We start from the raw sequence: 25,027 nt of genomic DNA, 5'->3' as shown, positions 1-25,027 counted from the left end.
TTATAAATAATGAAAAAGAAGCTAGAGTCGGAACTCATTAGTATAGCTCATAGAATTCTCAAATTAAAAGGGAAAGAAGATGTTATAAAGATGCATGCTGAAGTATCAGCTCTTTACGAAAAGCTGTCGGTATTAAAGTTTGCGCATGAGAATTTTGAAGATGGTATACCAACTATTGGGAGCGACTCGTCCTTTTTTGGCATGCTAGATAAGGCATTTAATAACAAGGTTAGTGATAATATTGAGATTGAAGACAAAATTTATATTAATCTTGATGAAGTTGAAGATGATGATATTATGGAGCCTGTTATAGAAAAAATTAAAGACATGGTAGCACAAATGCCCCATGAAACCCAAGAAATTGATACCATTTTTGAAGAAGCCATTCCCAAACAATATCGCAAGGCAGATTTAGAAGATATTACAGCTGGATTTGAGAACACTCCCATTTTCGAACCTGTTTCTAAAGTACAGAATGGACAAGCAGATGAGAAAAAATCGTTGAATGACAAATTAAAAACAGGCGGATTTAATATTGGGCTTAATGACAAGATTGCTTTTATAAAACATCTATTTGATGGTAAAAGTGAAGACTATGATCGTGTTATTTCTCAGCTAAATACTTCTGCTAGCTTTAACGATGCAAAACGTTTAGTAGAAGACATTATAAAGCCAGATTATAATAACTGGGCTGATAAAGAAGAGTTTGAAACGCGATTTATGGAAATTATTGAAAGTAAGTTTCAATAATAGCTCTCGACTTTTAATTTAATGAAACTAAATAAAATTATATATTGGGCAAGCACGGTACTTTTATGTTTGCTAATGGCATATTCTGCTTCTATGTACTTTACAAATACGGAAACGGTTAAAGGGTTTTTTGAAAATCTTAATTATCCAACTTACATAGTGATCCCATTGGCCATATTAAAAGTATTAGGTATTGTTATGATTTTATGGCGAAAAAGCACTTGGTTAACAGAATGGGCCTATGCGGGGTTCTTCTTTGATTTGGTACTGGCTACAGCTGCACACTATTATGCCGGACATGGCATAGTAGGTTTTTCTCTTTATGGATTACTGTTAATTTTTCCATCTTATTTTTTAGGAAAACAAATTAGAGATTAATGAGCAAACTCTTTATTGTGCCAACACCCATTGGAAACTTAAAAGATATTACTTTTAGAGCTATTGAAGTTTTAAAAGAAGTCGATTTAATCCTTGCCGAAGACACACGTACTTCAGGAAAACTTTTAAAACATTTTGAAATAACAACACCTATGCAATCGCATCATATGCACAATGAGCATAAAACGATTAACCATCTTATTCAGAAATTAAAAAGTGGAACAACCATAGCATTGATTAGTGATGCAGGAACACCTGCCATTTCAGACCCAGGTTTTTTACTAACCCGTGCATGTATAGAAAACAGTATCGATGTGGATTGCCTTCCAGGCGCCACTGCTTTTGTTCCCGCTTTAGTCAACTCTGGATTACCTAATGACAAGTTTGTATTTGAAGGTTTTTTACCCGTTAAAAAAGGACGACAAACACGGTTATTGTTACTAGCCGAAGAAACCAGAACCATTGTTTTTTATGAAAGCCCTCATAAATTAGTAAAAACGCTTGGTCATTTCTGTGAGTATTTTGGAGAAGAAAGACTAGTATCTGTATCTCGGGAACTTACAAAACTGTACGAAGAGACTATTAGAGGAACAACAAAAGAAGTTTTAGAATATTATACTAACAAACCACCAAAAGGAGAAATTGTGATTGTTGTTGGTGGAAAAAACAAGAATTAATGACTATTGAACTATTTAAAGATAAGCTTAAAAACGCACCCGAATCTATCGCGTTTTCTGAAACGATGGATATTATAGAAACAAACTATCATTTCTCTCCAACTGCCTTTACAAATGGTACTTTACAAAACAAAAGCGGAGAGAACTCTGGTTCCTGTAAATTATTTGCTTTCGCAAAAGCGCAAGGCTTAACAAAAGAAGAAACTTTAGCATGTTTTGGCAAGTTTTATTTTGATGACGTATTGAATGACCCTAATGGTACGGGGCATCAAAACATCAGGAATTTTATAAAAACAGGCTTTAAGGGCCTTTCTTTTAATGAAGAACCTCTAAATAAAAAATAGGCACTTATTTAATGGATGATTTACTTTACAATATTAGGCAGTGTACAATATGTTCAGAACATTTGCCATTAGGCCCTCGCCCTATTGTAACAGCACATCCAAATGCAAAGATTGTTATTATAGGTCAGGCGCCAGGAACGAGTGTCCATAAAACAGGGATTCCTTGGGATGACCCAAGTGGTAGGCAATTACGAAAATGGTTAGGTGTTACAGATAAGCAGTTTTATGATGAAACTAAAATTGCTTTAATTCCTATGGGGTTTTGTTATCCTGGAAAAGGAAAAACAGGCGACTTACCGCCACGCCTTGAATGTGCCCCCCAATGGCACGAACCGTTATTGAACAAGTTACCAAATATTGAATTGGTTATTTTAATAGGTATGTATTCTCAAAAATACTATTTAAGAAGTGAGGCTAAGAAAACATTAACAGAGACGGTAGCGAATTATAAAGATTACTTACCAAAAAAATATTTACCCTTACCACATCCATCTCCCAGAAATCGGTTTTGGCTAACAAAAAATCCTTGGTTTGATATTGAGGTATTACCCGAATTACAAGTTAGAGTAAAACAATTAATTTTATAACAAATAACCCCACCTAAAAGTGAGGTTTAAAATTTATATAAAAGTTAGAATATTAAAGACTACTAATATATTTTCTATATTTTGAGATTTCTCTAGGGCTCGTAGCAAAATTAATTCGCTTTATCTCTTTACCTTCTTCATTAAGCTCTACTAAAAAAGTATCATCACCCTCGTCTATCATCTGCAAATAAACTTTCATAGTATTGTCATCGTTAAAAAATTTTACGCCTTGAAAGTCATCATAATTAGACGATATTTGTTCTTTAAATACCTGACCGTTTTTAATAGATTGTGTTATGCTTTTTCCATCTTCTATAAACATTTTAGATTCAATGTCTCCAGTATGATTATACGTTATAGAAGCTATACGTTGATCGTCTTTAAATTCAGATTCTGCTAGTATTTGACCATCCTCAAAATAAGAAATCGTTTTCCCATGAAGCAAACCATGCTTATAGTTACTAACTTTTTTCAATTTCCCAGAAAGAAAATATGTCTTTTCCTCCCCATGAAGTTTACCTTTATTATACATAGAATGCATAAATTTTTCTCCACTTTGATGATAGAAAATATAATCGCCATATAAAAGCCCCTCCTTTATATAAAACTCTTCCCATTTGATTGTTTTATCACCAACGATAAAATGACCATTCATAGGTTTTCTATAAATATTATCTCTGTAAACTTTTATCCCATCGTAAGAATCTACAAAGTATGAGTTTCTTGGAATATAAATAGGTTCATTGGTATTTTCACTATCTTTATTGTTGCAACTAAATAGACTTAAGAGCACACAAAAAAGCAGCACATAAGCATTTTTTGTAGGTAAATTCATTATTTTGGGGTTATAATAGTTGAGGCTAACATAGGCAATAATTACTTAATCGCCAACTATTTAGTCATAAAATATTTACATTTCTTACAATAAAGCCTTTTAGTAAATAATCACAAAGAACTAAAAATCAAATGCTTAATAAAAAATATAAAACTATTTGTGTTTTCCCTTTTCCCAACCGTGCTTCTCAAGATATTTTACCCCACTTTCAACGGCTCCTTTTTCAATAGAAGTACCCATAGAGTCGTTCCAACGGTTCAAATATCCAAATAGGGAAATAACACCTAACATTTCAACAATTTCACCTTCATTCCAATGTTCGTATAAACGTTTTTTAATATTTTCATCGACACCATTTGGTACCTGAGAGGCTTGTAAGGAGAAATCTAAAGCAGCACGTTCTGCCTCACTAAAAGCAGGATGGGTACGATAATCCCAAATATTGTCTAACTGTTCTTGCTCTGCACCATAGCGTTCGGCAGCCCGAATAGCATGTGCTTGGCAATATCGGCAACCTGTTGAATTACTACTTACCCAAGCGATCATTCTTTTTAAAGCAGAAGTTACTCGTCCTTCATTAGCCATAACTGCTTTATTCAGGTTTATAAATGCTTTACTTATTGCTGGTCGGTGCTGCATGGTAAGTACAGAGTTTGGACAAAAACCCAAAGTTTCATTAAAGAATTCGGCAAGTTTTTGAGTCTCTAAATCATGATTAGCAGATAATGGTGTAACTAAAGGCATATTTTTGTTTTTTAATAGTATTTTTGAAGCTACAAGTAACAAAAAATAATTCAGAGACATGACAAATCATATTACAACAACCTGGCTGGGAGATATGAAGTTTGAAAGTACAAATCCATCTGGGCATAATTTATTTATCGATGCTGGTGAGGAAAATGGTGGAAAAAGTGAAGGCTATCGCCCTAAAGCTTTAATGTTATCTAGTTTAGCGGGTTGTTCTGGTTTAGATGTGGCAGCCTTAATAAAAAAAATGAAGCTTAATGTTGACGATTTTAAAATTGACATTGAAGCTAACTTAACAGAAGAGCACCCAAAGTATTACGATAAAGTAGCTATGCATTTCCATTTTTACGGTGATGATTTACATGAAAAGAAATTACAACGTGCCGTGGATTTGTCCATTGAAAAGTATTGCGGTGTGATGGAAATGTTTCGTCAATTTTCAGAATTAACCATAGAAACTCATTTTCATAAGAAATAAAAGTTGAAAACAAATTTGTTTAGCTTTAAATCATATAATTTCAATTAATCCATGCGTTGGACATTAAAACCTAAGCCAGAAACATCGAAAATAGAAGCATTGCAAGAAGCACTTCAGATAGATTCTGTGTTGGCAACCTTGTTATTACAACGTGGTATTGAAACGTACGATCAGGCCAAAGCCTTTTTCAGGCCAAGCCTTAACGGTTTGCACGATCCTTATTTAATGAAGGATATGGATAAAGCTGTTGCCCGTATAGAAAAAGCAATAGCCAATAACGAAAATATTTTGGTTTATGGTGATTATGATGTAGACGGCACAACTTCGGTTGCTTTAATGGCCACATACTTAAAAACACGATATGGTTTAGTTCACACCTATATTCCAAATAGATATGATGAAGGCTATGGCATATCTTATAAAGGTATCAATTTTGCTTTAGAAAATGACTTTACACTTATTATCGCTTTAGATTGCGGTATTAAATCTGTCGAGAAAGTAGCATTTGCCAAAGAGAAAGGGATCGACTTCATTATTTGTGATCATCATAGACCTGGCGACAGTATTCCTGAAGCTTCTGCTGTTTTAGATCCCAAACGAGAAGATTGCAAATATCCATATAAAGAGCTATGCGGTTGTGGCGTAGGTTTTAAATTGATACAGGCATTAGCAGAAAAAGAAGGGAAAACTGTAAATGACCTAACAGTATATTTAGATTTAGTAGCAACAGCTATTGGTGCCGATATTGTTCCCATAACAGGAGAAAACAGAATACTGGCCTATTTTGGGTTATTGGTAATTAACAGCAATCCACGACCAGGTATTAAAGCTATTTTAAGTCAAGTAAAAAAAACAGAATTGACAATTACAGATGTGGTATTTATTGTCGCGCCAAGAATAAATGCAGCTGGTCGCATGAAGCATGGCAATTATGCAGTCGCATTATTAACCGAAACCGAAGAAGCGTTAGCCGCAAAATATGCTTCGGAAATTAACGATTATAATCTGGACAGACGTGAAACAGATAAACGAATTACAGAAGAAGCTCTTAAACAAATTGAAGAACAAAAAGAACAGGAACGCTTTACTACTGTTGTTTACGATGAAACTTGGCATAAAGGTGTTATTGGTATTGTGGCTTCTAGATTAACCGAAACCTATTATAGACCAACGCTCGTGTTTACAAAAAGTGGTGAAAAATTAGCCGCTTCGGCACGTTCGGTTAAAGATTTTGATGTTTATAATGCTTTAAGCGCTTGTAGTGAACATATTGAGCAATTTGGAGGCCATAAATATGCTGCTGGGTTAACTCTGAAAAAAGAAAACTACGAAGCTTTTAAACAAGCTTTTGAAGATGTTGTTGCCAGAACCATTGATAAAAACTTATTAATTCCCGAGATAAAAGCAGATGTTCAAATTGATTTAAACCATATTACTCCAAAGTTCTATAGGGTCTTAAAACAATTTGCACCTTTTGGTCCTAATAATATGACTCCTATTTTTATGACTGAAAATTTAACAGATACGGGGTATGGTAAATGTGTGGGAGAAGATAAAACGCATTTACGATTAACAGTTACGCAACCTGGGTCGAACAGTATAGTGTGCATTGGTTTTAGTATGGGAGACAAATACGATTTGATTTCTGAAAAAAAACCATTTAAAGCTGTCTACTCTATTGATGAAAATGAGTGGCAGGGAAACGTATCGTTGCAGCTTAAATTAAGGGATATTAAAGAATAGTTTATGGTTAGAAACTAAAATAAAACGATTAGCTATTTTATTTTTTAACAAAAAACTAAAATAAGGGCAGGTGCTATTTTAGCATTTATTTAGATTTACTAATAAAAATTAGATTTTTTGATACGAAAAAACGACCCCTATGCGGCATTAAGGATTAAGGAATTCAACATTTTTTTATTAATGCGTTTTTTACTTGTGTTTGGCTGGTCCATGCAATTTATTGTGATAGAATGGCAGGTATATTCATTGACCAAGGATCCTTTATCATTAGGAATTATAGGGCTTATGGAAATTATCCCTGCTTTTACAATGGCTTTATTTGCAGGCCATATTGTAGACCAAAGAGAGAAACGAAATTTACTAGCCGTTTGCATAGCAGCTTTTTCGCTAATAAGTTTAGGATTGTTTTTGTTGACCTCGGATAAATTTGTTGGAGATTGGTCTACAAAAGCTATTTTATATTCTATTTATGCCCTTGTGTTTTTTGGTGGATTTTTACGATCCTTTTTTGGCCCTACAATATTTTCTCTGGTAGCATTGATTGTCCCTAAAAAAATATATCCTAATGCTGCTACTTGGAGTACAAGTACCTGGAAGGCAGCTGCTGTTTTAGGTGCCCTTTTTGGCGGGTTTTCTATAAGTTGGATTGGTGTGGATAATACCTTATGTGTCGTTTTTCTTCTGGTGTTGCTATCGTTTTTACTAGTATTTCAAATAAAACAGAAACCTATTTTAAACAAGAAAATTGGTGAGCCAATAAAAGAAAGCTTAAAGGTTGGTATTCGTTTTGTCTTTCAAAACAAAGCTGTTTTAGGTGCATTGACCTTAGATATGATTGCAGTCTTATTTGGTGGTACGGTTGCCATTCTTTCTGTTTTCGCACAGGATGTATTAGAAGTTGGAAGTGAAGGGTTTGGTATCCTAAATGCTTCTATATCTTTGGGCAGTATCGTTACCATGTTTGCAACAACTTATTTGCCCATTAGTAAAAATACTGGTAAGAAGTTACTCGTTGCTGTGTTTATTTTTGGTTTAAGCATCATTGGTTTTGGCCTGTCGTCCATTTTTTGGGTAAGTGTTTTAATGCTTTTTATAAGTGGTGCCGCAGATGGTATATCAATGGTCATTCGTCAAACGATACTTCAATTAAAAACACCTGACGATATGCGCGGTCGTGTGTCATCTGTTAACTCTATGTTTGTTGGTTCATCTAACGAACTAGGTGCTTTCGAGAGTGGTTTGGCTGCTAAATTAATAGGACCTGTAGCTGCTGTGGTTTTTGGTGGTTCCATGACCTTGCTTACCGTATTTGCCATTGGTATAAAAAACCCTGTGCTAAGAGAATTAGATTTGACAGAAGATGTTGAGGCACACGAGATTGAAGACTAATTTTTCTTAGGCTTTTTAAGAAAAATTAAAACAGCTCCATTCTTACCTCTTTCTTTGTAAATTTTAGTAGCGGCTTCTCCTTTAAGAATGTTAACAGATTGAATTTTTAATGGATTTAAGCTTTTAGCTACATTAAAAGTTGAAGGAATGCCATCAATAACAAAAATCATTGATTTATTTTTCAATAGAAATTCATGATATTTCCTAAGAGAAGACTCTCTATCTATAGTCTTTACAAGTATAACACCATTTTTTGAAGCCTTCCCATATTTTTTTTTAACTTCTATTTCTTTACCTGTTCTAAATGCAATCGAAGCTACATTAGGCATGATAATAGAATCTAATATTGTTTTATCTCGTTGTTTATTATCTATTATAATAAGTGCTTTATTATAGTTCGGAATTTCTTCTTTAGAGCTAGTTTTTAGTAAAAAAGCTTTTAAAGTGTGTTTTTCTATTTCAGATACATGCTTATTTTCTATTAACCGTAACATTTTTTTACTATAAACTTCAACTACACCATTTCTCCCTTTCTCTCCATATTTTTCAAAAGCATTTTTAGGTCGAATAATACTAACAGAATCTATGCTTTCTTTTTGTATTAGCATAATCATTCTTTTAGAAACTATTTTATCATTAAGGATATATAAAGGAGATTTCTTTTGGAGTTTTAAGGTTTTATTTGCCTTTTCAATTATGTTATTTTGTTTTTCTTGAGATATAGCTTTTAAGTTGATAAGAGAGATGACTACTATTAGTACTAAGCCAAATTTATTTTTTTTGCTGTTTATCATTATTTAAAAATTATTTTTAATTAGAACATTACTCTAATTTAAATTGAGAGAAAAACTTCCAAATTATTGGTGTAGCCTCAAAACTTGTATTTCCTTCTCGGCCAGGCCATAAATGTGTACCTCCAACAACTTTGTAGTGCACTATCTTTGAATGGTTTTCGCCATTAAGGAATTCATGTTTTTCTACGGTTTGTTCATCGGCAGGATTTTGGTCTTCTACAGAAGTAATTACAGGTATTTTATCGCATTTATTATAATCAATCCAAAAGTTTAAGGATTCCTTTACTGATTTCCCAAACCGATTGCCATTATAAGGAACAGCATTATCATTATCACCATTAATTACTATAGCAGGTGTACTGTGCACTGGAGCACATTTAAATAAACTTGAAACAGGCATAGCACCAGATACGGGAGCAATTGCTGCAATTCTATTATTTAAGTGACAACCAGCTATAAAACTCATATACCCGCCTTGAGAAAAACCTGTGATATAAATTCTTTTTTTATCTATTGAATAGTCATTTATTAACTTATCCATAAATGAATTTATATAATCTACATCTTTAATTTCTCCCTTTTCATTGGTACTGGAAAAATCCCATGCAGGTACTTTTGCTCTATTAATTTTTCCCTCCGGGCACGCTATAATAAAACCGTATTTTTCGGCCAGAGGTTGAAACTTGGTGTATTCTAAAATCCACCCAGCAGGTTCACTGTAACCGTGAATAAGTAATAACAAAGGTGCTGGTTTCTCTATAGTATATGAGCTTGGAATATAGATTTTATGAATACGTTCCGTATCATCATGTAGCATAGTACCACTCACTGTTTCTTGAGCAGATACCAAAAATGTTATGAAACATAGAAGCGAGAAAACTGCTTTTTTCATGTGTTTATATTTATTCGGTTTTTAATTGAAGATATAAATTAATATTCTTTTAATTCAAAATGTTCACCATCAAAAACACCATAAGTATAATACTTTATCCAATCACCAAGGTTAATGTATTTTGATTTCTCATTAAGATCTATATTAAGAGGCAAGTGCCTGTGCCCGAATACAAAATAATCGCGGTGTTTATCTTCTAACTTTCGCTTGCAATATTGTACCAGCCATTCGTTATCCTCTCCCAAAAACTTAGCATCTTCTTCACCAGAAATGAGTTTATTTTTTACCGATAAATATTGCGCCATTTTTACGCCTAAGTCTGGATGCAACCACCTAAACAGCCATTTACAAAATGAATTTGTAAATACCTTTTTCATACGTTTATACCCCTTGTCCCCTGGTCCTAAACCATCCCCATGACCTATAAAGAATGTTTTATCATTAAACGCAAACTCTTTTGGCTTATGGTAAACGGGAATATTAAGCTCTTCTTCAAAATAACCATTCATCCATAAATCATGGTTCCCGACAAAGTAATAAATCGGAATTCCAGAATCTGAGATTTCCGCCAGTTTACCCAAAGTTCTTGTAAATCCTTTTGGAACTACTTTTTTATAGTCCATCCAAAAATCAAATAAATCACCTAAAAGAAAAATAGCCGCAGCATCTTGTTTTACTTCATCTAACCAGGCCACAAACTTTTTTTCACGAGGCAGGGACGCTTCTCTTGTTGGTGCTCCTAAATGATTATCGGAGGCAAAATATATTTTCTTTCCTTCTGGAATATTTATGTTTTTCATCTGGTTGTAAATATAAGGAAAGTCCTTTTTCTAGAATTCATAAAAATAGATGTAAATAAAAATTAAGTACTTTTAGTTTCTAATCTATAGGGTTAATTTATGGTTATCACAAAACATATAATATTTCTTTTGCTTATTTTTTCCTCAATGGGTACTATAGCCCAGGAACCAAATAAAGAAAACCCAATTACAAAAGAGGTGATTAGTGAATGGATGAACGAGCTTTCCAATTGGGGTAGATGGGGAAAAGACGATGAACTAGGAACTCTAAACTTAATAACCCCTAAAAAAAGAAAGGAAGCCGCAAGCCTTGTCACCGAAGGCATTTCGATATCACTGGCTCGCGATATTTCTAAAAAAGCCACACGTAATAACCCACACCCTCTTAAGCAAAGCATAACACTTGAAGCCTGGGCTGGACATAATTGGGCAAGTGATACTTATACAATGCGGTATCATGGTAATGACTATTCTCATATAGATGCTCTGTGCCATATTTTTTATAAAGGGAACATGTACAATGGTTTTTCGCAAAACTTGGTTAAAAAAAATGGGGCAGAAAAGTTAGATATTCAAAAAATGAATACAGGAATTTTTACAAGAGGGATTCTGGTAGATATGCCTCTGCTTAAAAATGTAACTTATCTAAAAAAGGAAGATATCATTAAACCAGAACATATGGTGGCTTGGGAAAAAAAGACAGGGATTAAAATAAAGCGCGGGGACGTACTTTTAATTAGAACAGGTAGATGGTCTAGAAGTAAAGAAGAAGGTGTTTGGAATTTTGGAGAAGACGCAGTTGGTCTACATCCTACCATGGTAAAGTGGCTAAAAGAACGTGATGTTGCGGTCATTGGATCAGACGGCGTTAGTGATAAATATCCGTCGGGAATAGAAGGACTTGGCGCACCCATTCATCAATTATTATTGGTAGCTCTTGGAATGCCACTTTTAGATAATTTACAATTGGAAGCATTAGCAGCCAAGGCGGCAAGTTTAAATAGATGGGAATTTCTTTTTGTAGCTGCACCTTTACGTATTCCTGGAGGAACGGGTTCTCCTATTAACCCCATTGCAACATTTTAAATTTAATAATATATTATTATGAAGAAAAGAATACTATTAATTATTACTTTTTTAGGAGCACAAATTATTTTTTCACAACAAATTATTGAACTTCCTCATGAGAAACCCGAAAAAACCAAATGGGAAAATCCTGAAAAAGAATATTTTTCTAAACGAGCAAATTCTGAAATCATAGCAAATATTTCATCACCTTCATTGATTGTTTATGAACCAGACCCCAAAAAGAAAAATGGCACTTCGGTTATTGTATCTCCCGGAGGTGGGATGTACCTTTTAAGTATAAAGAGCGAGGGTTATAACGTAGCTAAATGGTTAGCAGAAAAAGGAATTACTGCTTTTATCTTAAAATATAGATTGGTGCCTACCGGTGATGATGCTGCTCAGGATTTATATGATATTATAGAGCAAAGTAACGAAGAAAGAATTCGTATTACCAAAGAAGTATTACCCTATTCTGTGAATGATGGCTTAAATGCTATTTCTTATGTTCGCGAAAATGCCAAAACTTTGGGTGTTGATCCAGAAAAAATTGGCTTTATGGGCTTTTCTGCTGGGGGAGTTGTTGCCTTTGGAGTGGTGAACGAATGCAAAGAGGCAAACAAACCTAACTTTTTAGTCCCCGTTTATCCAGGAACAGATTTAATTATCCCCAAACCAAACAAAGACACCCCTCCTACATTGTTTATTGCCGCTGCTAATGACCAATTAATTGATGCGACTGTTTTTACAGATTTATATAACAAATGGCATAAAGCGGGTGTAAAAACAGGCATGCATATGTATACCAAAGGCGGACACGGTTTTGGCACTTGGAAACGAGGTTTTCCCAGCGACAATTGGTTAGATCGGTTTTATGAATGGGGTGAAAGCGAAGGGTTTATTAAAACGAAACCTCAATAAGTGTTCATTCGTCTAATAAATTAATTATCACTAGCATACCACTCTGCAAAAGAGGTATCTGTTTCTTGAAGTTTTAAAGAATGTAACGAAATATGACTTGGTAAACGCTTTTTTATTTTTTTTGAAAAATCGATAACCATCATCTCACTAGTGGGCTGATAATCTACCAATAGTACATTATGTCCTCTATCTTCTAATTCTTTGGCAAGTTCTACATGTGGCGTATTTTTATTAAATACGGTAGCATGATCGAATACATTAACAATTTCTTCTTTGACTATTTTTTTTAAATCTCCAAAATCGATGACCATTCCAAATTTTACATTGGTATTATCTGTAATGGGTTTTCCTATAACTGTGACCGAAAGTTTATAGCTGTGACCATGCACATTTTTACACTTGCCATCGTACCCGTAAAGTGCATGCCCCGTTTCAAAAGAAAACTGTTTCGTGATGCGAATTTTATGATCCATTATCTTCTTTTTCTTCTATTTACAAGGTATACAATGATTAAAACTAAAGCTAATAGCAGAAATAATCCGTTTCCACTTAAAAATGACATGATGTCCATAAACTATTTTTTATTGATTTTTCTTTTTATTATAAATATAAATTGAATATGCAATCAGCACAAGGGCAACAAACGGTAACATGGAGCCAATAAAAACACCTATTTCGTAACCCTTATCTGGTGCATTTTGTATTTTCTCTTCTATATTTATCTGTTGAAGAAAAGACGTTAGCAATAGCATATCTATTTTATACTTTAGGGCAAAGTTAATTGTTTTGGGAAAGCGGAATAAATATTTTTCTAAATTTTACAATTAAAGGAATGCCTCTGGCCAAAATCCAAAATGTAAGCGCAACAAATATGCCATGAAGTTTATAACCTAAACTGTCTAACCAAAAGAGCATTGGTATAAAAATAACAAAAGTTGAAAACAGTAATACATTTCTTAAAGATCTCATTTTTCCTAGGCCTTTAAACATCCCATCGAAAATAAATGCCAATGAACATAGTGGCTGCATGATTAGTATAATCCAAAAAGAATTGTAGAAAAGCGCCAATACTTCTGGGTCTTTAGAAAAAAGTTTTCCTATGGGATAATAAAATATAGCACCTATTAAAGCCAATACAATACCAATAATTATGGCATATTTAATTAATTTATTGCTTAGTTTAAGAAGTAAATCATATGCCTTGCCGCCAAACAATTTCCCTGATAAAATGTTACCTGCACTTGCATAACCATCTATAAAAAAGGCTGCAAAAAACCATAAATTTATGGCTATGGTATAAGTTGCAATATAGGCCGCACCATAACCTGTAGCAAAACGGGTCGCAAAATAAAGTGTTGTATTTAATGCCAGTGTTCTAACAAACAAGTTAAGAATCATGATAATAAACTTATTGATTTCTTTGTTAAAAGGAAAGCTTATTTTTAATGGAATTGGTGTTTTTTTAAGTAGATAATATGTTGAAAAAGCAGCCATTATTAATTGTGCAATAACACTGGCATAGGCGGCCCCTTTTATATTCATGGCAGGAATAATATCTGAAACACCATAAACCAAAATAACATCCAATACGATATTAGCAAAAGCACCTATAATTGCAATAATCATAGGATAATAGGTGTTTTGTAGCCCCCGAAAAGCACCAAAAACGGCTATGGTGAATAATGTAAAAGGAAACCCAAAAACACGAATTTTATAATAATCGACACTGTAGTCCAAAATAAGACCAGAGGCATTATACAGTTTAAAAATGTTTTGAGCAAAAGGATATGTGCCAATTATAATCAACACACTTAGGGAGGTAATAATGAAAATAGCTTGAGCTGGCAGGTTTTTTACTTTATCCAGTTGATTAGCTCCAACATATTGAGACACGATAGACGATATAGCACTTCGTGTTTGACCCAATACCCAAATTAGCATAGATAAAAAGGTCGTAACAATACCAACGGCAGCTAAAGATTCGGTCGCATTTAAATCTATGTTCCCTACTATGGCTGCATCGGTTAACGATAAGATAGGCTCTGATATACCAGAGATTAAGGCTGGTATGGCTAATTTGTTTATATGTTTTAGGCTAATATCTGTGCTCACAGTATCAATTCTAACAAAAGGAAGTGTATTTTTATCTTATAGAAATACAATTGTTTTTTACAACTAGAGATTTAATAAGTTTATAATATCCGAATACGTCCTTTACGAATCATTTTAAATGTTATATTTTTGCATAAATATCGTTAAAATTTAGTCTAGTAAACTATAATTATCATGAAGAATATTTTAGTACCTGTCGGTTCGTCCAAAAATGCTTTAAGCCATTTGCAATATGCTGTAGATTTTGCAGAAGCTTTTGGAGCGAAACTTTTTATTGTACAGATCTACAATGTCTATACCAAGGCAGGTACTATGATTAAAATAGATCCTATAATCGAACGGGAAAGCAAGGCCTTTTTGGATGATTTGGTCTCTAAAATTGATACTAAAAGTGTCGAGGTTGTTGTAAAAACTTTAAAAGGAAAGTTGGTCAATACTCTTGAGTTAGCAAGTAAGGCAGCCGACATTGATTTAATTTTAATTGAACCCAGAACCAATTCCATTAGAGAAGAGGTGTTTTTGGGAAAAACTTCAGGAAAAATCATAAAGCAAACCCAAATACCAGCATTGATTGTTCCCGAAGGCTATAAGTTTAAACCATTTAGCAATATTTTACTCGCTATAAAATCTGCAATAATAAAAAAGAATGATGCCTTAACCCCCTTGTTAAGCATTAAAAACAATTTTAAAGCTTCGGTAAATCTATTATTAGTAAAAACGCCTTACTATAATGAAGGTGATTTTGATGTAGATCAGAAATTATCAGATACTGCAAACAATATAACCCAAACAGAGAATGCCACTACTTTCCATGGTGTTTTACAACATTTACAATCTTATAATCCGGATATGCTTTGTGTTGTTAGACGCAAAAGAGGTTTTTTTACTAAAAAATGGGAGAAGAATGTTATTTTGAAAAAAGACTTTTCAAGTGCAATACCTGTTTTAGTTTTAAGAGGGTTGAAATAGTTAATGGCGCATTATCTCTAATACGTGTTCATATCTTTTTTAAAATTTCAAACACCTGCTGTTTATAGCTAATACCTATGGGAATCTCCCTATCTCCCAATTCTACATCTTGACTTGTAAATGCTGTTATTTTTTTAGCATTTACGATATACGAACGATGTGTACGAATAAAAAAAGCGGGGAGCTTATTTTCAAAATCACTTATCTTTTCTTTTGTTGTTATACTTGTATTTTGTGTATGAACCCTAACATAATCCTTTAAACTTTCTGCATAAATGATATCCTCAAACAAAACCCTGTGATGTTTTTTATTCATGTTTATTTGTATATAGTCGGGAAACGTTTCAACTAATACTGATTTGGAAGGGAATACTTGAGCATCTATAGAGCAAACTGATTTAAAATATTTATCAACAGCTTTAAAAAAACGCTCAAAAGGGATAGGTTTTAATAAATAGTCCAGAACTTCCAGTTCATAGCTCTCAATAGCATATTCTCTATAAGCAGTTGTAAAAATAACTTTTGGCGGATTACTTAATGACTTTAAAAAATCGATACCTGTAAGTGTTGGCATTTGAATATCCAAAAACAATAAATCTACCTGTTTGTTTTTTAAAGTCTCAAAAGCTTCAAGTGCATTATGACATATTGCCAAAACTTCTAATTGAGGAATTTTAGAAATATAATCGGCTATTAAAGTACATGCCAAAGGCTCATCATCTATAATAAGGCATTGTGTTTTCATGAGCTCAAATCTATTTTAAGTTTTACATGATACGACATATCTTTTTCATCAATTTGAAATTGATATTTATTTGGATAAATTAATTTCAACTGTTTCTCAATATTTTTTTGGCCAATACCTTCTCTATACTGTGTCTTATCTTTTTGCAATAATTTTGCTTTTGTATTAAATACACTGAAATCCAGTACACTTTTCTCCTCCTTAATATCAATTTTAATTTCTGCTTTGTTGATGGTCTCTCCAATACCGTGTTTAAAAGCATTTTCTATAATCGATATTAAAATAAGTGGCGCTATTTTGGTTTGAAGATTACCAATATTACTTTCCAATTTTATTTCTAATCTATTACCATAGCGCAATTGCTCTAAATGAATATAATTTTCTATAAGTTCTAATTCTTTTTCAATATTGACATGTTTATCGTTGCATTGATATAACATATAATCTAAAATTTGGGAAAGTTTCAAAACAGTTTCGGGAGCTTTATTTGATTTTTGAAGAGATAATATATATAAATTGTTTAAAGTATTAAATAAAAAATGAGGATGTATTTGAGCTTTTAAAAAGCTTAACTCTGCTAATGACTTTTCTTTTTTTAGTGTTTCTATTTGGCTTATTTCAACAAACTTCTCCTTTACTAATTTTAAAACAAAAAACATCAAGGTAGGGAAGTATAAACTAAGAAGATATGTTGAATGGAGCTTTTCAATATCGGTTAATATTTCAAAGATAGATTCCTGCTCAAAACTTCCTTTTCTCAATAAAGGCTCAATAACATGAACCACCAATAATCTTTCGAGAACGCAAAAAATATAACTAAAAATTATAACCGAGATTATAAATAAGAGGTACTTTTTCTTATATAATAATTTAGGTACTTGATAGTAAACAAACAGATAAGCAGCTACAATTTTAGTACTCATTTTAATGAACTGATGCAAAAGTTTTTCTGTAGAATGCTCGTAATCAGAATCAAAACCTAGGACAAGTAATGTATAAATACTTATCCAAAATAGAACATGTACTAACCATCTTCTTTTTTGGATAAAATCTATTATGCGTAAGAAGTAATCTTTCATTTATTTATTCTCATGATTAAGGTGAACTTAATTGATCGAGGCATTTTTTGGTTCTAAAAATACTCAGAATTGAAACCTTATCTTATAAATATAGCCCAATTCGAATTAAAACATTACGAATTTGAGTTTTAACAAGATGAATTAAAATTAGCCCACAATAGACATTACTGATATGGAACAATTTTATTTTGGTCTATAATTTTAAAAGTGTCATGGTTTTAACATGAATTTTGAAGTCTAAAAAACATAAAAATGGATAAAATATCATTACTACTTACTGCACTAATAAGTATCACTTTTAATTTAATAACAGCACAAAACAAATCATTTAAAACAATTAAAATTAATGAAGGTTCTGGCTATTTTCATATACAAGGAGGTATTGGTCATGAAAATAATACTATCACCGTTTATTACCACAAGCCAAAAAACTTCACTCCAAAATCTAAGGTATTAATGGTTATTCCTGGATCTGGAAGAAATGGAGATAGCTATAGAGACTCTTGGGTAGAAACCTCTGAAAAACATAGTGTTTTAATTCTATCGCCTTCTTACCCTAAAAAAGATTATTCATATTTAGGATACCAGTTAGGAGGTGTTGTTAAAGAACGAGACATTAGACATGCTTTTACTTTTGTAAAAAACTCAAATCGAGTTATCATGGATGAAAAAAAAGCGATTTTTGAATATAACACTGATAAAGAACAATGGATTTATTCTGATTTTGATCGCCTTTTTAAACTTGCAAAAAACCTAGTTCAATCGAAACAAAAAAAATATGATGTTTTTGGACATTCGGCTGGTGGGCAAATACTGCATCGCTTTGTTTTAATGTTTCCAGATTCTAAAGCAGACCGTATTTTAGCATCTAATGCTGGTTCGTATACCCTGCCAAATACAGAACTTAATTATCCTTACGGCATTAAAAATGTAAAGCCAATAGATTTAAAAAAATCATTTAAAAAGCGCTTAGTATTATTTTTAGGCGCATTGGATAATGCCAATGGAAATGGCGGGTTACTTCTTAGGTCTAAAACAACCGATAAGCAAGGGACACATCGGCTAGCACGTGGAAAGTACTTTTACCATTTTGGTCTAAAGGTGGCAAAAAACAGCAAACACAAATTCAATTGGAAATTAAAAGTTATTCCTAGTATAGGTCATAATCAAAGAAAAATGGCTCAAGCTGCTGCCATATATCTTTATAGCAATAATTGATGAATTTATTTCTTATAAAAACACTTAAACAATCCACAATACTTAAAGAGTTTTAACACTAAATCGTCAATAAGCTAAAATTGCAATAGCGTTTTATTTTTTTGACAATACTTAAAAAAGCGATTTGGAATTTAGTCCAAATCGCTTCGCTAACATTAACTTGTAAATATTAGAAAATTTCACAAATTAAAAAGATTTGTTTTCAGCATATGATTTAAATCCGCTTAAAAAAGCTAACCCCTTTTTAGACTGCCTTTTTATCATTAGAATATCTAAGATTTCACCTAAAAACCCGAATTTAACCGTATAATTCATCACCTATTTCACCTTTACTTTATCCCATTGGTTTTCAAAGGATTTCATTGTTTAATATCGCCATAATTACAAGTACTTTTAATGATTAGTTTAGTTCTTTCCTGAACTCCTCTGCATCGTAGTAAATTTTTATATCCTGAATTTTTCCATCCACAATTTCATACCATTCGTTCATGTCTAATTCAATTGTTTTCCCAGATGGCATGGCTACTTTTATAATGACTTGGGTAATTACAAAGTTTCCAGACTCTACTGCTTTTTGCATTTCCATACCGCGCATCATGGGCATAAACCCTTCATTTAGTTTTGCAAAAGCCTCAAGACCGTTAACTTGGTCTACAGGACCAGTAAATGTAACATCTTGAGATACGACATCTTTCCATACATCTGTCCCAGACATTAAACCTTGCCCGAAGGCTTGAAATACTTCCATTGGTGTTTTTTCCATTGTTTTTTGTTTTAATATTATAAAATTAACTTGCTTTTTCAAAGCTAAAATACAAATTAACTTTTAAATTGCAAGTTAAAAAATATCCGTTTTTTTATCTTTGTAATATGAAAATACGCTCACATTGCCCTATCAACTTTACTTTAGAACATATTGGAGACAAGTGGTCTCTGCTTATTTTAAGGGATCTTATGTTCAAAGAAAAACGACATTACAACGAATTTTTAGAATCTGATGAGAAAGTTTCCACCAGTGTTCTTGGTGACAGATTAAAAATGCTTGAAGAAAACGGTATGGTCTCTAAGGGACGAGACAACGTGAAAAAATCACGTATAAAATACAGTCTCACAAAAAAAAGCTTGGAGATGCTGCCTATACTTATTGAAATGATTACATGGGGCGGATTTAATGATGATAAGACCGAGGCGGGTAAAGATTTTTTAGAGCAGGCCACTAAAAATAGAGATCAACTTATTTCGTCAATTAGGAGGAAAATTGAAAGAGAACATTTTATAAAATAAAGGACGTTAGGTTTTTGATTCGACACAACAACCACTCAAAATATTTAAAAAATAACCACTAATGGGTTATTTTTTATGCTTCAAAATTTACTTTGAACTATCGTTTTATAGCATTGTAACTAGCTACTTCTTCTAACATTTCGTCTAATTGCACCCTATCAAGCCAAGTCCCTTTAAGCATAACGCCTTCAATAGTTTGTGTGTTTTTAATATTTTCTAAAGGATTTTTGTTTAACAACACCAGGTTAGCATTTTTGCCTTCAGATATTGTACCTTCCATAGAAATAACACCTAAGTATCTAGAGGCGTTTACAGTACTCGCTTTCAATATTTCGTAAGGTGTTAAACCTGATTCTTGTAAAAACTCGAATTCTTTATGAATTGAAAAGCCAGGAACAACCATACCAAATGTATCACTTCCCGTAAGCAGTGGCACTTGATGTTCATTTAATATTTTAGTGAATTTTTTCATCCACACAAAAAAGTTTTCAAAAAATTCATCAGAATCTATACCAACTATCTTTTTACCTAAAAGCTCTGCTCGATAATGATTCTTTTCAGTTAAATATTTTTCATATTCACCACGTGTCAAATAATTAGATTCCAGATGCTTTTGTAATTCTGCAAATTTTGCCTCATCAAAATACTGTAAAATCATTTCAAAAATGACTAAGGTAGGAGCCACATATAAACCACTTTCTTTTATTTCTTTAGCAGCATTGTTCAGATATTCTATATCATTAATCAGAATTTTAGAGTCTTCAAAATTATCTACTTTTTCATATACATTACCTTCTTGAAAAATGTAGATGAACTCTTCAACATGTTCAATAGATTTCATTCTTAGCGAATACTCTAACGGCAAGTTGTGTTGCCCATGACCAATCACTATAACATTATGTTTATATGCCTCATCAAGCAGTTTCAAGTAGTTTTCTTTTGGAATATCTACTCCATCACCAATTTTTAAAAAGTCGTACTTTTTCTCTTCATGTTCTTTTACTATACGCTCTATATCTTCAAATGTCTTTAATTGGTCATAACCCAAATACGGCCCTGTGGTAAAATAGTTTGGACCTAAAATACCTCCTTTTTTTGTTTTTTCTCTTATGGCTATATGGTCTTGTCCGTCATACTCAGCCATATTTCTAGCGGTTGTAATGCCATTAGCTATAAGTAATTTGAATTCATTTTCTATAGGACTTTTATTGTCTCGCCAATGGTAGTGCATTTCAGATAAACCAGGAATTAGATATTTTCCAGTTCCGTCTATTACAGTATCCGCATCATATTTTGGTGACGATTTGGTTGAGGTTATACTGATAATTTTTCCATCTACTATTACAACCGTTTGGTCTCTTAATACGATATGTTTAGTCATTGGTATGACATTAACGTGTTCAAATATCACCATATGCGTTTGCTTGTTCAACCAGTGTTTTTTAGTTTTTAGTTGACTATCTGTACTGTTTCCTTTCACTAAGAGTTTGCCGTCGACTAAATTCAGCCCAACCATATCAAGATAGGTTTGGTAATTTATAGGCGCGTTTCCTTCAACATGATTTTTAAAAAATGTTCCTACCGACGGATAAGTTAGCTTAGTAATTTCTTCTAATAAATCATCATCTTTAAAAGGTGTGTTTTTACCGTATATTTCAGAAAGTGTTTTCATTAAAGTCAACAGGCTTTTTTTACCGTTACTTTCTTTTCTGATTAAAATATCTAAACACATGCCTATTAAAGCCCCTTTTTGATATACATTAGGATAGTTTTTACTGTAAGGCTCATTGAGAATATTTTCACTCATTACAGTAGAACTCATAGCATCATCATACCTTTTAGAGCGTTTAATTTTATTGGATATTATATTATAAAACTCTTGGTCTGTGATGAGCCCTTGATCTATTTGAAACAGCTTAGAAAAATATTCTGTCACACCTTCATATAACCATAAATGTTTTGAAAAACTGGGGTTATGATAATCAAAGTCATGGATGTCTTCTGAATGAATACTAAGCGGCGTTATAGTATGAAAAAATTCATGAGAGATAAAGTATTTTAAATCGGCATATAACTCTTTTTTGGGAGTGTTTTCAGGCATTACCATTACTGTAGAAGAATGATGTTCTAAGGCACCATAATCTTTTGGATTGATTTTTTCCCCATCAAAAAAGTAAATTTGAATATCGTACCTGGATGTTGTAGTACCATAGTTTTTCAAATAGTTTACTTGAGATTTCATGGTATTCTGCACCACGCCTTTTATCTCTTTCGCAGTATAAATTTTGTTTGGTGAATAGGTGCTTATTACAATTTCAATATCATCAATATTGAATGTTTCAATATCAATATGACCATATATAATAGGATTATCTATTACATCAAAATATCGTGATGCATAGAAATTATTAATTATTGCTTGCTTTTCAAGGTTCTTTGAACTGGACTTTAATGACAATGCAGTAGCATATTTATAGCTTTCTGGCGCACTAATTGTTATATTATAGTTACTATTTTCTAAACCGTTAAAGTAGCCTATAAAACCATGAAGATTTAAAATGTAATTGTCGGGGTCTATGTTTGTTCCTGCAGGAAACTGTGGAATATTATTGATTTCTCCTTCTTTTAGGTCGTAAGTATCCTGAATAAAATAGGTGATTTTAGACAGTTTTTTTGCTTTGTTTATTTCCCAGGAGTTCGTGTCAGTTTGAGAAACCTTAAGTTCTTTCCCTTTTTTATCAAATGCTTTAAAATTATGAACAAATCTTCCAAAATCACTAATAGCATAAGTGCCCTGGACCACTTTTGGGAACCTGTATGTAATAGAGTTACCCTTAATATCATTGACGTTTATAGTTACAGGAACCATATCATCAACCACCTGAGTTAAATCGATAGTACATGAAATGTCAAGATTACTCTCTAGATTCTGGTTTAAATGCTTAGTAGCACTAAAACTTTTAAAGATTGTTATGAAGAGAACTATTTGGAAAAGATGTTTCACTGTAATTTTAGTTTAATGTTGTCTTATTGATTACAAAAATTGGATTTTATTACAAATTCAGCGGTATTAGTAATGAATTAATGAGTCCCAATACGTGCATTAAGACACTTTATCAATACTATTCTTATATTGGGTTGGGGTCATGCCAGTTTCTTTTTTAAAAATTCTATAAAAACTACTTTTAGAGTTGAAGCCACATATTTCAGCAATTCCAGTAATAGAATACTTATCGTAGTCGCTTGACGCCAATTTTTTTTTTGCCTCTTCAATTCGGTATTTATTTATCAAATCATAGAAGGACGTTTTCATTATATCATTAATAACCATGGAAAGTTTTCTGTCCGATATGCCTAAATGCTCTGCCAATACACTTAATGTTAAACCTGGTTGCAAATATGGTTTATCTGTATTTAAACTATACTCTAATTTTTCTTGGAAACCACTTAATTCTGAAATATTTATCTCTCTAGGTTTTGCGCGTTTATCGACAAGAAAATCAGGAAGGAATATGGTTGATTGCGTTAAACCATAGTACCCCAAATAAATCATTGAAGCAACCAAAAAAACAATGGTTATGTATCCAAGTTCGGCTGGATTTAGGTTAAACCACAGGGCTAAGAATACCAGAATTAAATCTAGAATAATGATGATAATAAAACAAAATAGAAAATTTCTAATCCATAGAAAATCTTTTGCATTAATGTTTGAATACTGATGTTTTAAATGTTGCTTTGAGACCAAAAACAGGCGAGCCGACAATATCAAGTAAACAAGGCTAATTAAATCTAGAACCAGTCCTTGGTTCATGGTTGCATCAATTAATTTTACATGCTGAAATACTTCTTTCTCTGCCAAATGATTTACCACTGATGGCAGTATATAAATGATTAGATAAATTAAAAACGGGGTGAAATGAACTAGGTTTTTTTTGATTAGCGATTTATAAGGTTGAAAAATAGATTTTATATAAACAAAAATTAGAGGCGCCAAAAATATCCTTACACCATTAGCAAATATGAAAGTCATAATGTAAAGTAAATCCATGCCATGTAATTTTGCATAAAAATGAATCAAGGATAGAAAAATAAAGCCCCACATAATGATAAGAATTTTATGTGGGGCTTGTTTTCCTTTAATTTTTAATAGCCCTAATAAAACAAATATATTTAAAACGAGTCCCGTTATTATTATAAAGTCTATTATAAGTTTCATGCTATTGATACGTGGTTTAAAGCAAACCTACAAAAGATATTTATAACTTAACTCAAAGTTATTTCTCTAAAATCTAAAAACACAACAGCTCTTGTGAAAAATAAGACAAGAGCTGTTTTAAGATTAATATGGTGTTTTATTATTTCAGGGCATAAAACCTATTGAAGTTTGCTGCTGAAAAAACCTACCATATGACTAAAGTGATTTTCCCAGCCAGGCCCATAAGAGCCATGCCCACCATTTTTTGCAATAAACAATTCCACATCTTTATCTTGTTTTAGCATATCTAGATACATCAACACCGAATGATCGATGATGGTGTTTTTATCCTTATCACCATGCATGAATAAAACAGAAGCGGTAATTTTATTGGTCATAAATCTAGGTGATCGATCCATTGGGGACCCTTCTTGCGCGCATTGGTTATATATATAGTCGTCTAGGTCTAAATTTGTTGTTTCTCCCCACAGTTTAAAATCAGTTACTGGAAAGTAAGCTGCCACAGCCTTTACTTTGTTGGTTTTTGCTGCTGTTGTTAAAGCAACCTGCCCACCCAAAGATTGTCCTAATATACCAATGTTATTGGCATCTACATCGGGATGTTTTGACAACCAATCTATAACATTTAAAATATCTGTTGTTTGTTTATAACCACAATCGTCGCTTCCACCTGTATCTTGCCATCCTCTAAGGGTAACACCTAGCGTAATAAATCCTTTTTTTGATATGTCTTTAGCAAAATAGGTATGCCCTTCACCACCTCTTAGGTGATAGGGAGCCCACCCATGAATAACAATAATGGCTGGTGTTTTTTCCAATTTTGGCATTGAATCTGGCTTGTAAAGCACCCCATGTATTTTAACATCAAGTGATTTTATTTTTACAACTTCACCTCCCGGGGCATCTTCTCCAGGTTTCCCAGGGTGCTGGCCATTACAAAAGTTTGAAATAAAAATTAAAGATACTATTAGCTTTAATTGAATGTGTCTCATTTTAAGTTTTTC

Annotated in this window: 26 protein-coding genes; 13 read left to right on the top strand and 13 right to left on the bottom strand. The window is 32.6% G+C overall.

The annotated features are described in order from the left end of the window. Positions 1–9 precede the first annotated feature (9 nt). Genes HHX25_RS16430 through HHX25_RS16410 form a run of 5 tightly spaced genes read left to right on the top strand, consistent with a single transcriptional unit; the run spans position 10 to position 2,736 of the window. The gene (locus HHX25_RS16430; RefSeq protein WP_169675752.1) at positions 10–750 is read left to right on the top strand and encodes a hypothetical protein; all 741 of its coding nucleotides are present in this window, start codon (positions 10–12) and stop codon (positions 748–750) included. A gap of 21 nt (positions 751–771) precedes the next feature. Then, positions 772–1,128, top strand: a complete 357-nt coding sequence (locus HHX25_RS16425) for a DoxX family protein (protein WP_169675750.1) — start codon at positions 772–774, stop codon at positions 1,126–1,128. Then, the gene (gene rsmI, locus HHX25_RS16420; RefSeq protein ID WP_169675748.1) at positions 1,128–1,805 is read left to right on the top strand and encodes a 16S rRNA (cytidine(1402)-2'-O)-methyltransferase; all 678 of its coding nucleotides are present in this window, start codon (positions 1,128–1,130) and stop codon (positions 1,803–1,805) included. The genes HHX25_RS16425 and rsmI overlap by 1 nt, the downstream gene beginning before the upstream one ends. After that, positions 1,805–2,149, top strand: a complete 345-nt coding sequence (locus HHX25_RS16415; protein WP_169675746.1) for a HopJ type III effector protein — start codon at positions 1,805–1,807, stop codon at positions 2,147–2,149. Before rsmI ends, HHX25_RS16415 begins: the two co-directional genes overlap by 1 nt. An 11-nt stretch (positions 2,150–2,160) precedes the next feature. Continuing rightward, positions 2,161–2,736: a uracil-DNA glycosylase family protein gene (locus tag HHX25_RS16410; protein WP_169675744.1), complete on the top strand. Its 576-nt coding sequence runs from the start codon at positions 2,161–2,163 to the stop codon at positions 2,734–2,736. A gap of 52 nt (positions 2,737–2,788) precedes the next feature. Here HHX25_RS16410 and HHX25_RS16405 read toward each other — a convergent pair whose 3' ends face one another. After that, the gene (locus HHX25_RS16405) at positions 2,789–3,571 is read right to left on the bottom strand and encodes a toxin-antitoxin system YwqK family antitoxin (protein WP_169675743.1); all 783 of its coding nucleotides are present in this window, start codon (positions 3,569–3,571) and stop codon (positions 2,789–2,791) included. Between the two features lie 153 nt (positions 3,572–3,724). Beyond that, positions 3,725–4,315, bottom strand: a complete 591-nt coding sequence (locus tag HHX25_RS16400; RefSeq protein WP_169675741.1) for a carboxymuconolactone decarboxylase family protein — start codon at positions 4,313–4,315, stop codon at positions 3,725–3,727. 58 nt (positions 4,316–4,373) lie between these two features. On the opposite strand from HHX25_RS16400, the gene HHX25_RS16395 reads away from it, so the two are divergent. From HHX25_RS16395 to HHX25_RS16385, 3 genes are all read left to right on the top strand, one after another. Continuing rightward, a complete protein-coding gene (locus HHX25_RS16395; protein WP_169675739.1) occupies positions 4,374–4,796 on the top strand; it encodes an OsmC family protein in 423 nt (140 codons plus the stop codon). A gap of 51 nt (positions 4,797–4,847) precedes the next feature. Beyond that, entirely contained in the window at positions 4,848–6,539 is a 1,692-nt protein-coding gene (recJ, locus tag HHX25_RS16390) for a single-stranded-DNA-specific exonuclease RecJ (RefSeq protein ID WP_169675737.1), read from the top strand. A 120-nt stretch (positions 6,540–6,659) separates the two neighbouring features. Then, positions 6,660–7,928, top strand: coding sequence for an MFS transporter (locus tag HHX25_RS16385; protein WP_169675952.1), 1,269 nt, complete (start codon positions 6,660–6,662; stop codon positions 7,926–7,928). Here the strand turns inward: HHX25_RS16385 and HHX25_RS16380 are convergent. Genes HHX25_RS16380 through HHX25_RS16370 form a run of 3 tightly spaced genes read right to left on the bottom strand, consistent with a single transcriptional unit; the run spans position 7,925 to position 10,405 of the window. After that, positions 7,925–8,722, bottom strand: a complete 798-nt coding sequence (locus HHX25_RS16380; RefSeq protein WP_169675735.1) for a hypothetical protein — start codon at positions 8,720–8,722, stop codon at positions 7,925–7,927. The genes HHX25_RS16385 and HHX25_RS16380 overlap by 4 nt on opposite strands. A 28-nt stretch (positions 8,723–8,750) precedes the next feature. Next, positions 8,751–9,614, bottom strand: a complete 864-nt coding sequence (locus HHX25_RS16375; protein WP_169675733.1) for an alpha/beta hydrolase family esterase — start codon at positions 9,612–9,614, stop codon at positions 8,751–8,753. Positions 9,615–9,652: 38 nt separating this feature from the next. Beyond that, positions 9,653–10,405: a UDP-2,3-diacylglucosamine diphosphatase gene (locus tag HHX25_RS16370; RefSeq protein WP_169675950.1), complete on the bottom strand. Its 753-nt coding sequence runs from the start codon at positions 10,403–10,405 to the stop codon at positions 9,653–9,655. A gap of 156 nt (positions 10,406–10,561) precedes the next feature. On the opposite strand from HHX25_RS16370, the gene HHX25_RS16365 reads away from it, so the two are divergent. Both HHX25_RS16365 and HHX25_RS16360 read left to right on the top strand, forming a co-directional pair. Then, positions 10,562–11,500 carry a cyclase family protein gene (locus tag HHX25_RS16365; RefSeq protein WP_169675731.1) on the top strand — a complete coding sequence of 313 codons (939 nt, stop codon included), beginning with the start codon at positions 10,562–10,564 and terminating at the stop codon, positions 11,498–11,500. A gap of 18 nt (positions 11,501–11,518) precedes the next feature. Next, positions 11,519–12,400, top strand: coding sequence for an alpha/beta hydrolase (locus tag HHX25_RS16360; RefSeq protein ID WP_169675729.1), 882 nt, complete (start codon positions 11,519–11,521; stop codon positions 12,398–12,400). A gap of 20 nt (positions 12,401–12,420) precedes the next feature. On the opposite strand, the gene HHX25_RS16355 is transcribed toward HHX25_RS16360, so the two are convergent. Together HHX25_RS16355 and HHX25_RS16350 are read right to left on the bottom strand one after the other, a co-directional pair. Beyond that, positions 12,421–12,873: a 6-pyruvoyl trahydropterin synthase family protein gene (locus HHX25_RS16355; RefSeq protein ID WP_169675727.1), complete on the bottom strand. Its 453-nt coding sequence runs from the start codon at positions 12,871–12,873 to the stop codon at positions 12,421–12,423. A 304-nt stretch (positions 12,874–13,177) separates the two neighbouring features. Then, positions 13,178–14,512 carry an MATE family efflux transporter gene (locus HHX25_RS16350; RefSeq protein ID WP_169675725.1) on the bottom strand — a complete coding sequence of 445 codons (1,335 nt, stop codon included), beginning with the start codon at positions 14,510–14,512 and terminating at the stop codon, positions 13,178–13,180. A gap of 174 nt (positions 14,513–14,686) precedes the next feature. Between HHX25_RS16350 and HHX25_RS16345 the strand changes: the two genes are divergently transcribed. Continuing rightward, positions 14,687–15,481, top strand: coding sequence for a universal stress protein (locus HHX25_RS16345; RefSeq protein WP_169675723.1), 795 nt, complete (start codon positions 14,687–14,689; stop codon positions 15,479–15,481). A gap of 28 nt (positions 15,482–15,509) precedes the next feature. On the opposite strand, the gene HHX25_RS16340 is transcribed toward HHX25_RS16345, so the two are convergent. Continuing rightward, complete coding sequence (locus tag HHX25_RS16340; RefSeq protein WP_169675721.1) at positions 15,510–16,226, bottom strand: LytR/AlgR family response regulator transcription factor; 717 nt, start codon at positions 16,224–16,226, stop codon at positions 15,510–15,512. After that, positions 16,223–17,305, bottom strand: coding sequence for a sensor histidine kinase (locus HHX25_RS16335; protein WP_169675719.1), 1,083 nt, complete (start codon positions 17,303–17,305; stop codon positions 16,223–16,225). Before HHX25_RS16335 ends, HHX25_RS16340 begins: the two co-directional genes overlap by 4 nt. A 252-nt stretch (positions 17,306–17,557) precedes the next feature. Between HHX25_RS16335 and HHX25_RS16330 the strand changes: the two genes are divergently transcribed. Then, positions 17,558–18,523: a hypothetical protein gene (locus HHX25_RS16330; protein ID WP_205958060.1), complete on the top strand. Its 966-nt coding sequence runs from the start codon at positions 17,558–17,560 to the stop codon at positions 18,521–18,523. Between the two features lie 400 nt (positions 18,524–18,923). Here HHX25_RS16330 and HHX25_RS16325 read toward each other — a convergent pair whose 3' ends face one another. Beyond that, positions 18,924–19,286 carry a nuclear transport factor 2 family protein gene (locus tag HHX25_RS16325; protein WP_169675717.1) on the bottom strand — a complete coding sequence of 121 codons (363 nt, stop codon included), beginning with the start codon at positions 19,284–19,286 and terminating at the stop codon, positions 18,924–18,926. Between the two features lie 107 nt (positions 19,287–19,393). Here HHX25_RS16325 and HHX25_RS16320 point away from each other — a divergent pair, with 107 nt between their 5' ends. Continuing rightward, the gene (locus HHX25_RS16320) at positions 19,394–19,807 is read left to right on the top strand and encodes a winged helix-turn-helix transcriptional regulator (protein ID WP_169675715.1); all 414 of its coding nucleotides are present in this window, start codon (positions 19,394–19,396) and stop codon (positions 19,805–19,807) included. A gap of 97 nt (positions 19,808–19,904) precedes the next feature. Here HHX25_RS16320 and HHX25_RS21460 read toward each other — a convergent pair whose 3' ends face one another. The 3 genes from HHX25_RS21460 to HHX25_RS16305 all read right to left on the bottom strand — a co-directional run bounded on the left by HHX25_RS21460 (position 19,905) and on the right by HHX25_RS16305 (position 25,015). Continuing rightward, entirely contained in the window at positions 19,905–22,811 is a 2,907-nt protein-coding gene (locus HHX25_RS21460; protein WP_169675713.1) for a M61 family metallopeptidase, read from the bottom strand. A gap of 99 nt (positions 22,812–22,910) precedes the next feature. Then, positions 22,911–24,023, bottom strand: coding sequence for a helix-turn-helix domain-containing protein (locus tag HHX25_RS16310; protein ID WP_169675712.1), 1,113 nt, complete (start codon positions 24,021–24,023; stop codon positions 22,911–22,913). Between the two features lie 158 nt (positions 24,024–24,181). Then, the gene (locus HHX25_RS16305; RefSeq protein ID WP_169675710.1) at positions 24,182–25,015 is read right to left on the bottom strand and encodes an alpha/beta hydrolase family protein; all 834 of its coding nucleotides are present in this window, start codon (positions 25,013–25,015) and stop codon (positions 24,182–24,184) included. Positions 25,016–25,027 lie beyond the last annotated feature (12 nt).

This window comes from Flavivirga algicola, assembly GCF_012910715.1.
GTDB classification, from domain to species: domain Bacteria; phylum Bacteroidota; class Bacteroidia; order Flavobacteriales; family Flavobacteriaceae; genus Flavivirga; species Flavivirga algicola.
Note: the sequence above shows the minus strand (reverse complement) of the source record. Positions and strands in the feature narration are given on the sequence as shown.

What these genes read in the sequence shown, in the direction of transcription:
- HHX25_RS16380 (WP_169675735.1), bottom strand. Translation starts at nt 8,722, where the DNA reads ATGATAAACAGCAAAAAAAATAAATTTGGCTTAGTACTAATAGTAGTC.
- HHX25_RS16365 (WP_169675731.1), top strand. Translation starts at nt 10,562, where the DNA reads ATGGGTACTATAGCCCAGGAACCAAATAAAGAAAACCCAATTACAAAA.
- HHX25_RS16305 (WP_169675710.1), bottom strand. Translation starts at nt 25,015, where the DNA reads ATGAGACACATTCAATTAAAGCTAATAGTATCTTTAATTTTTATTTCA.
- HHX25_RS16425 (WP_169675750.1), top strand. Translation starts at nt 772, where the DNA reads ATGAAACTAAATAAAATTATATATTGGGCAAGCACGGTACTTTTATGT.
- HHX25_RS16430 (WP_169675752.1), top strand. Translation starts at nt 10, where the DNA reads ATGAAAAAGAAGCTAGAGTCGGAACTCATTAGTATAGCTCATAGAATT.
- HHX25_RS16400 (WP_169675741.1), bottom strand. Translation starts at nt 4,315, where the DNA reads ATGCCTTTAGTTACACCATTATCTGCTAATCATGATTTAGAGACTCAA.
- HHX25_RS16410 (WP_169675744.1), top strand. Translation starts at nt 2,161, where the DNA reads ATGGATGATTTACTTTACAATATTAGGCAGTGTACAATATGTTCAGAA.
- HHX25_RS16335 (WP_169675719.1), bottom strand. Translation starts at nt 17,305, where the DNA reads ATGAAAGATTACTTCTTACGCATAATAGATTTTATCCAAAAAAGAAGA.
- HHX25_RS16405 (WP_169675743.1), bottom strand. Translation starts at nt 3,571, where the DNA reads ATGAATTTACCTACAAAAAATGCTTATGTGCTGCTTTTTTGTGTGCTC.
- HHX25_RS16415 (WP_169675746.1), top strand. Translation starts at nt 1,805, where the DNA reads ATGACTATTGAACTATTTAAAGATAAGCTTAAAAACGCACCCGAATCT.
- HHX25_RS16320 (WP_169675715.1), top strand. Translation starts at nt 19,394, where the DNA reads ATGAAAATACGCTCACATTGCCCTATCAACTTTACTTTAGAACATATT.
- recJ (WP_169675737.1), top strand. Translation starts at nt 4,848, where the DNA reads ATGCGTTGGACATTAAAACCTAAGCCAGAAACATCGAAAATAGAAGCA.
- HHX25_RS16345 (WP_169675723.1), top strand. Translation starts at nt 14,687, where the DNA reads ATGAAGAATATTTTAGTACCTGTCGGTTCGTCCAAAAATGCTTTAAGC.
- HHX25_RS16395 (WP_169675739.1), top strand. Translation starts at nt 4,374, where the DNA reads ATGACAAATCATATTACAACAACCTGGCTGGGAGATATGAAGTTTGAA.
- HHX25_RS16325 (WP_169675717.1), bottom strand. Translation starts at nt 19,286, where the DNA reads ATGGAAAAAACACCAATGGAAGTATTTCAAGCCTTCGGGCAAGGTTTA.
- HHX25_RS16355 (WP_169675727.1), bottom strand. Translation starts at nt 12,873, where the DNA reads ATGGATCATAAAATTCGCATCACGAAACAGTTTTCTTTTGAAACGGGG.
- HHX25_RS16340 (WP_169675721.1), bottom strand. Translation starts at nt 16,226, where the DNA reads ATGAAAACACAATGCCTTATTATAGATGATGAGCCTTTGGCATGTACT.
- HHX25_RS16375 (WP_169675733.1), bottom strand. Translation starts at nt 9,614, where the DNA reads ATGAAAAAAGCAGTTTTCTCGCTTCTATGTTTCATAACATTTTTGGTA.
- HHX25_RS16360 (WP_169675729.1), top strand. Translation starts at nt 11,519, where the DNA reads ATGAAGAAAAGAATACTATTAATTATTACTTTTTTAGGAGCACAAATT.
- HHX25_RS16310 (WP_169675712.1), bottom strand. Translation starts at nt 24,023, where the DNA reads ATGAAACTTATAATAGACTTTATAATAATAACGGGACTCGTTTTAAAT.
- rsmI (WP_169675748.1), top strand. Translation starts at nt 1,128, where the DNA reads ATGAGCAAACTCTTTATTGTGCCAACACCCATTGGAAACTTAAAAGAT.
- HHX25_RS16330 (WP_205958060.1), top strand. Translation starts at nt 17,558, where the DNA reads ATGGATAAAATATCATTACTACTTACTGCACTAATAAGTATCACTTTT.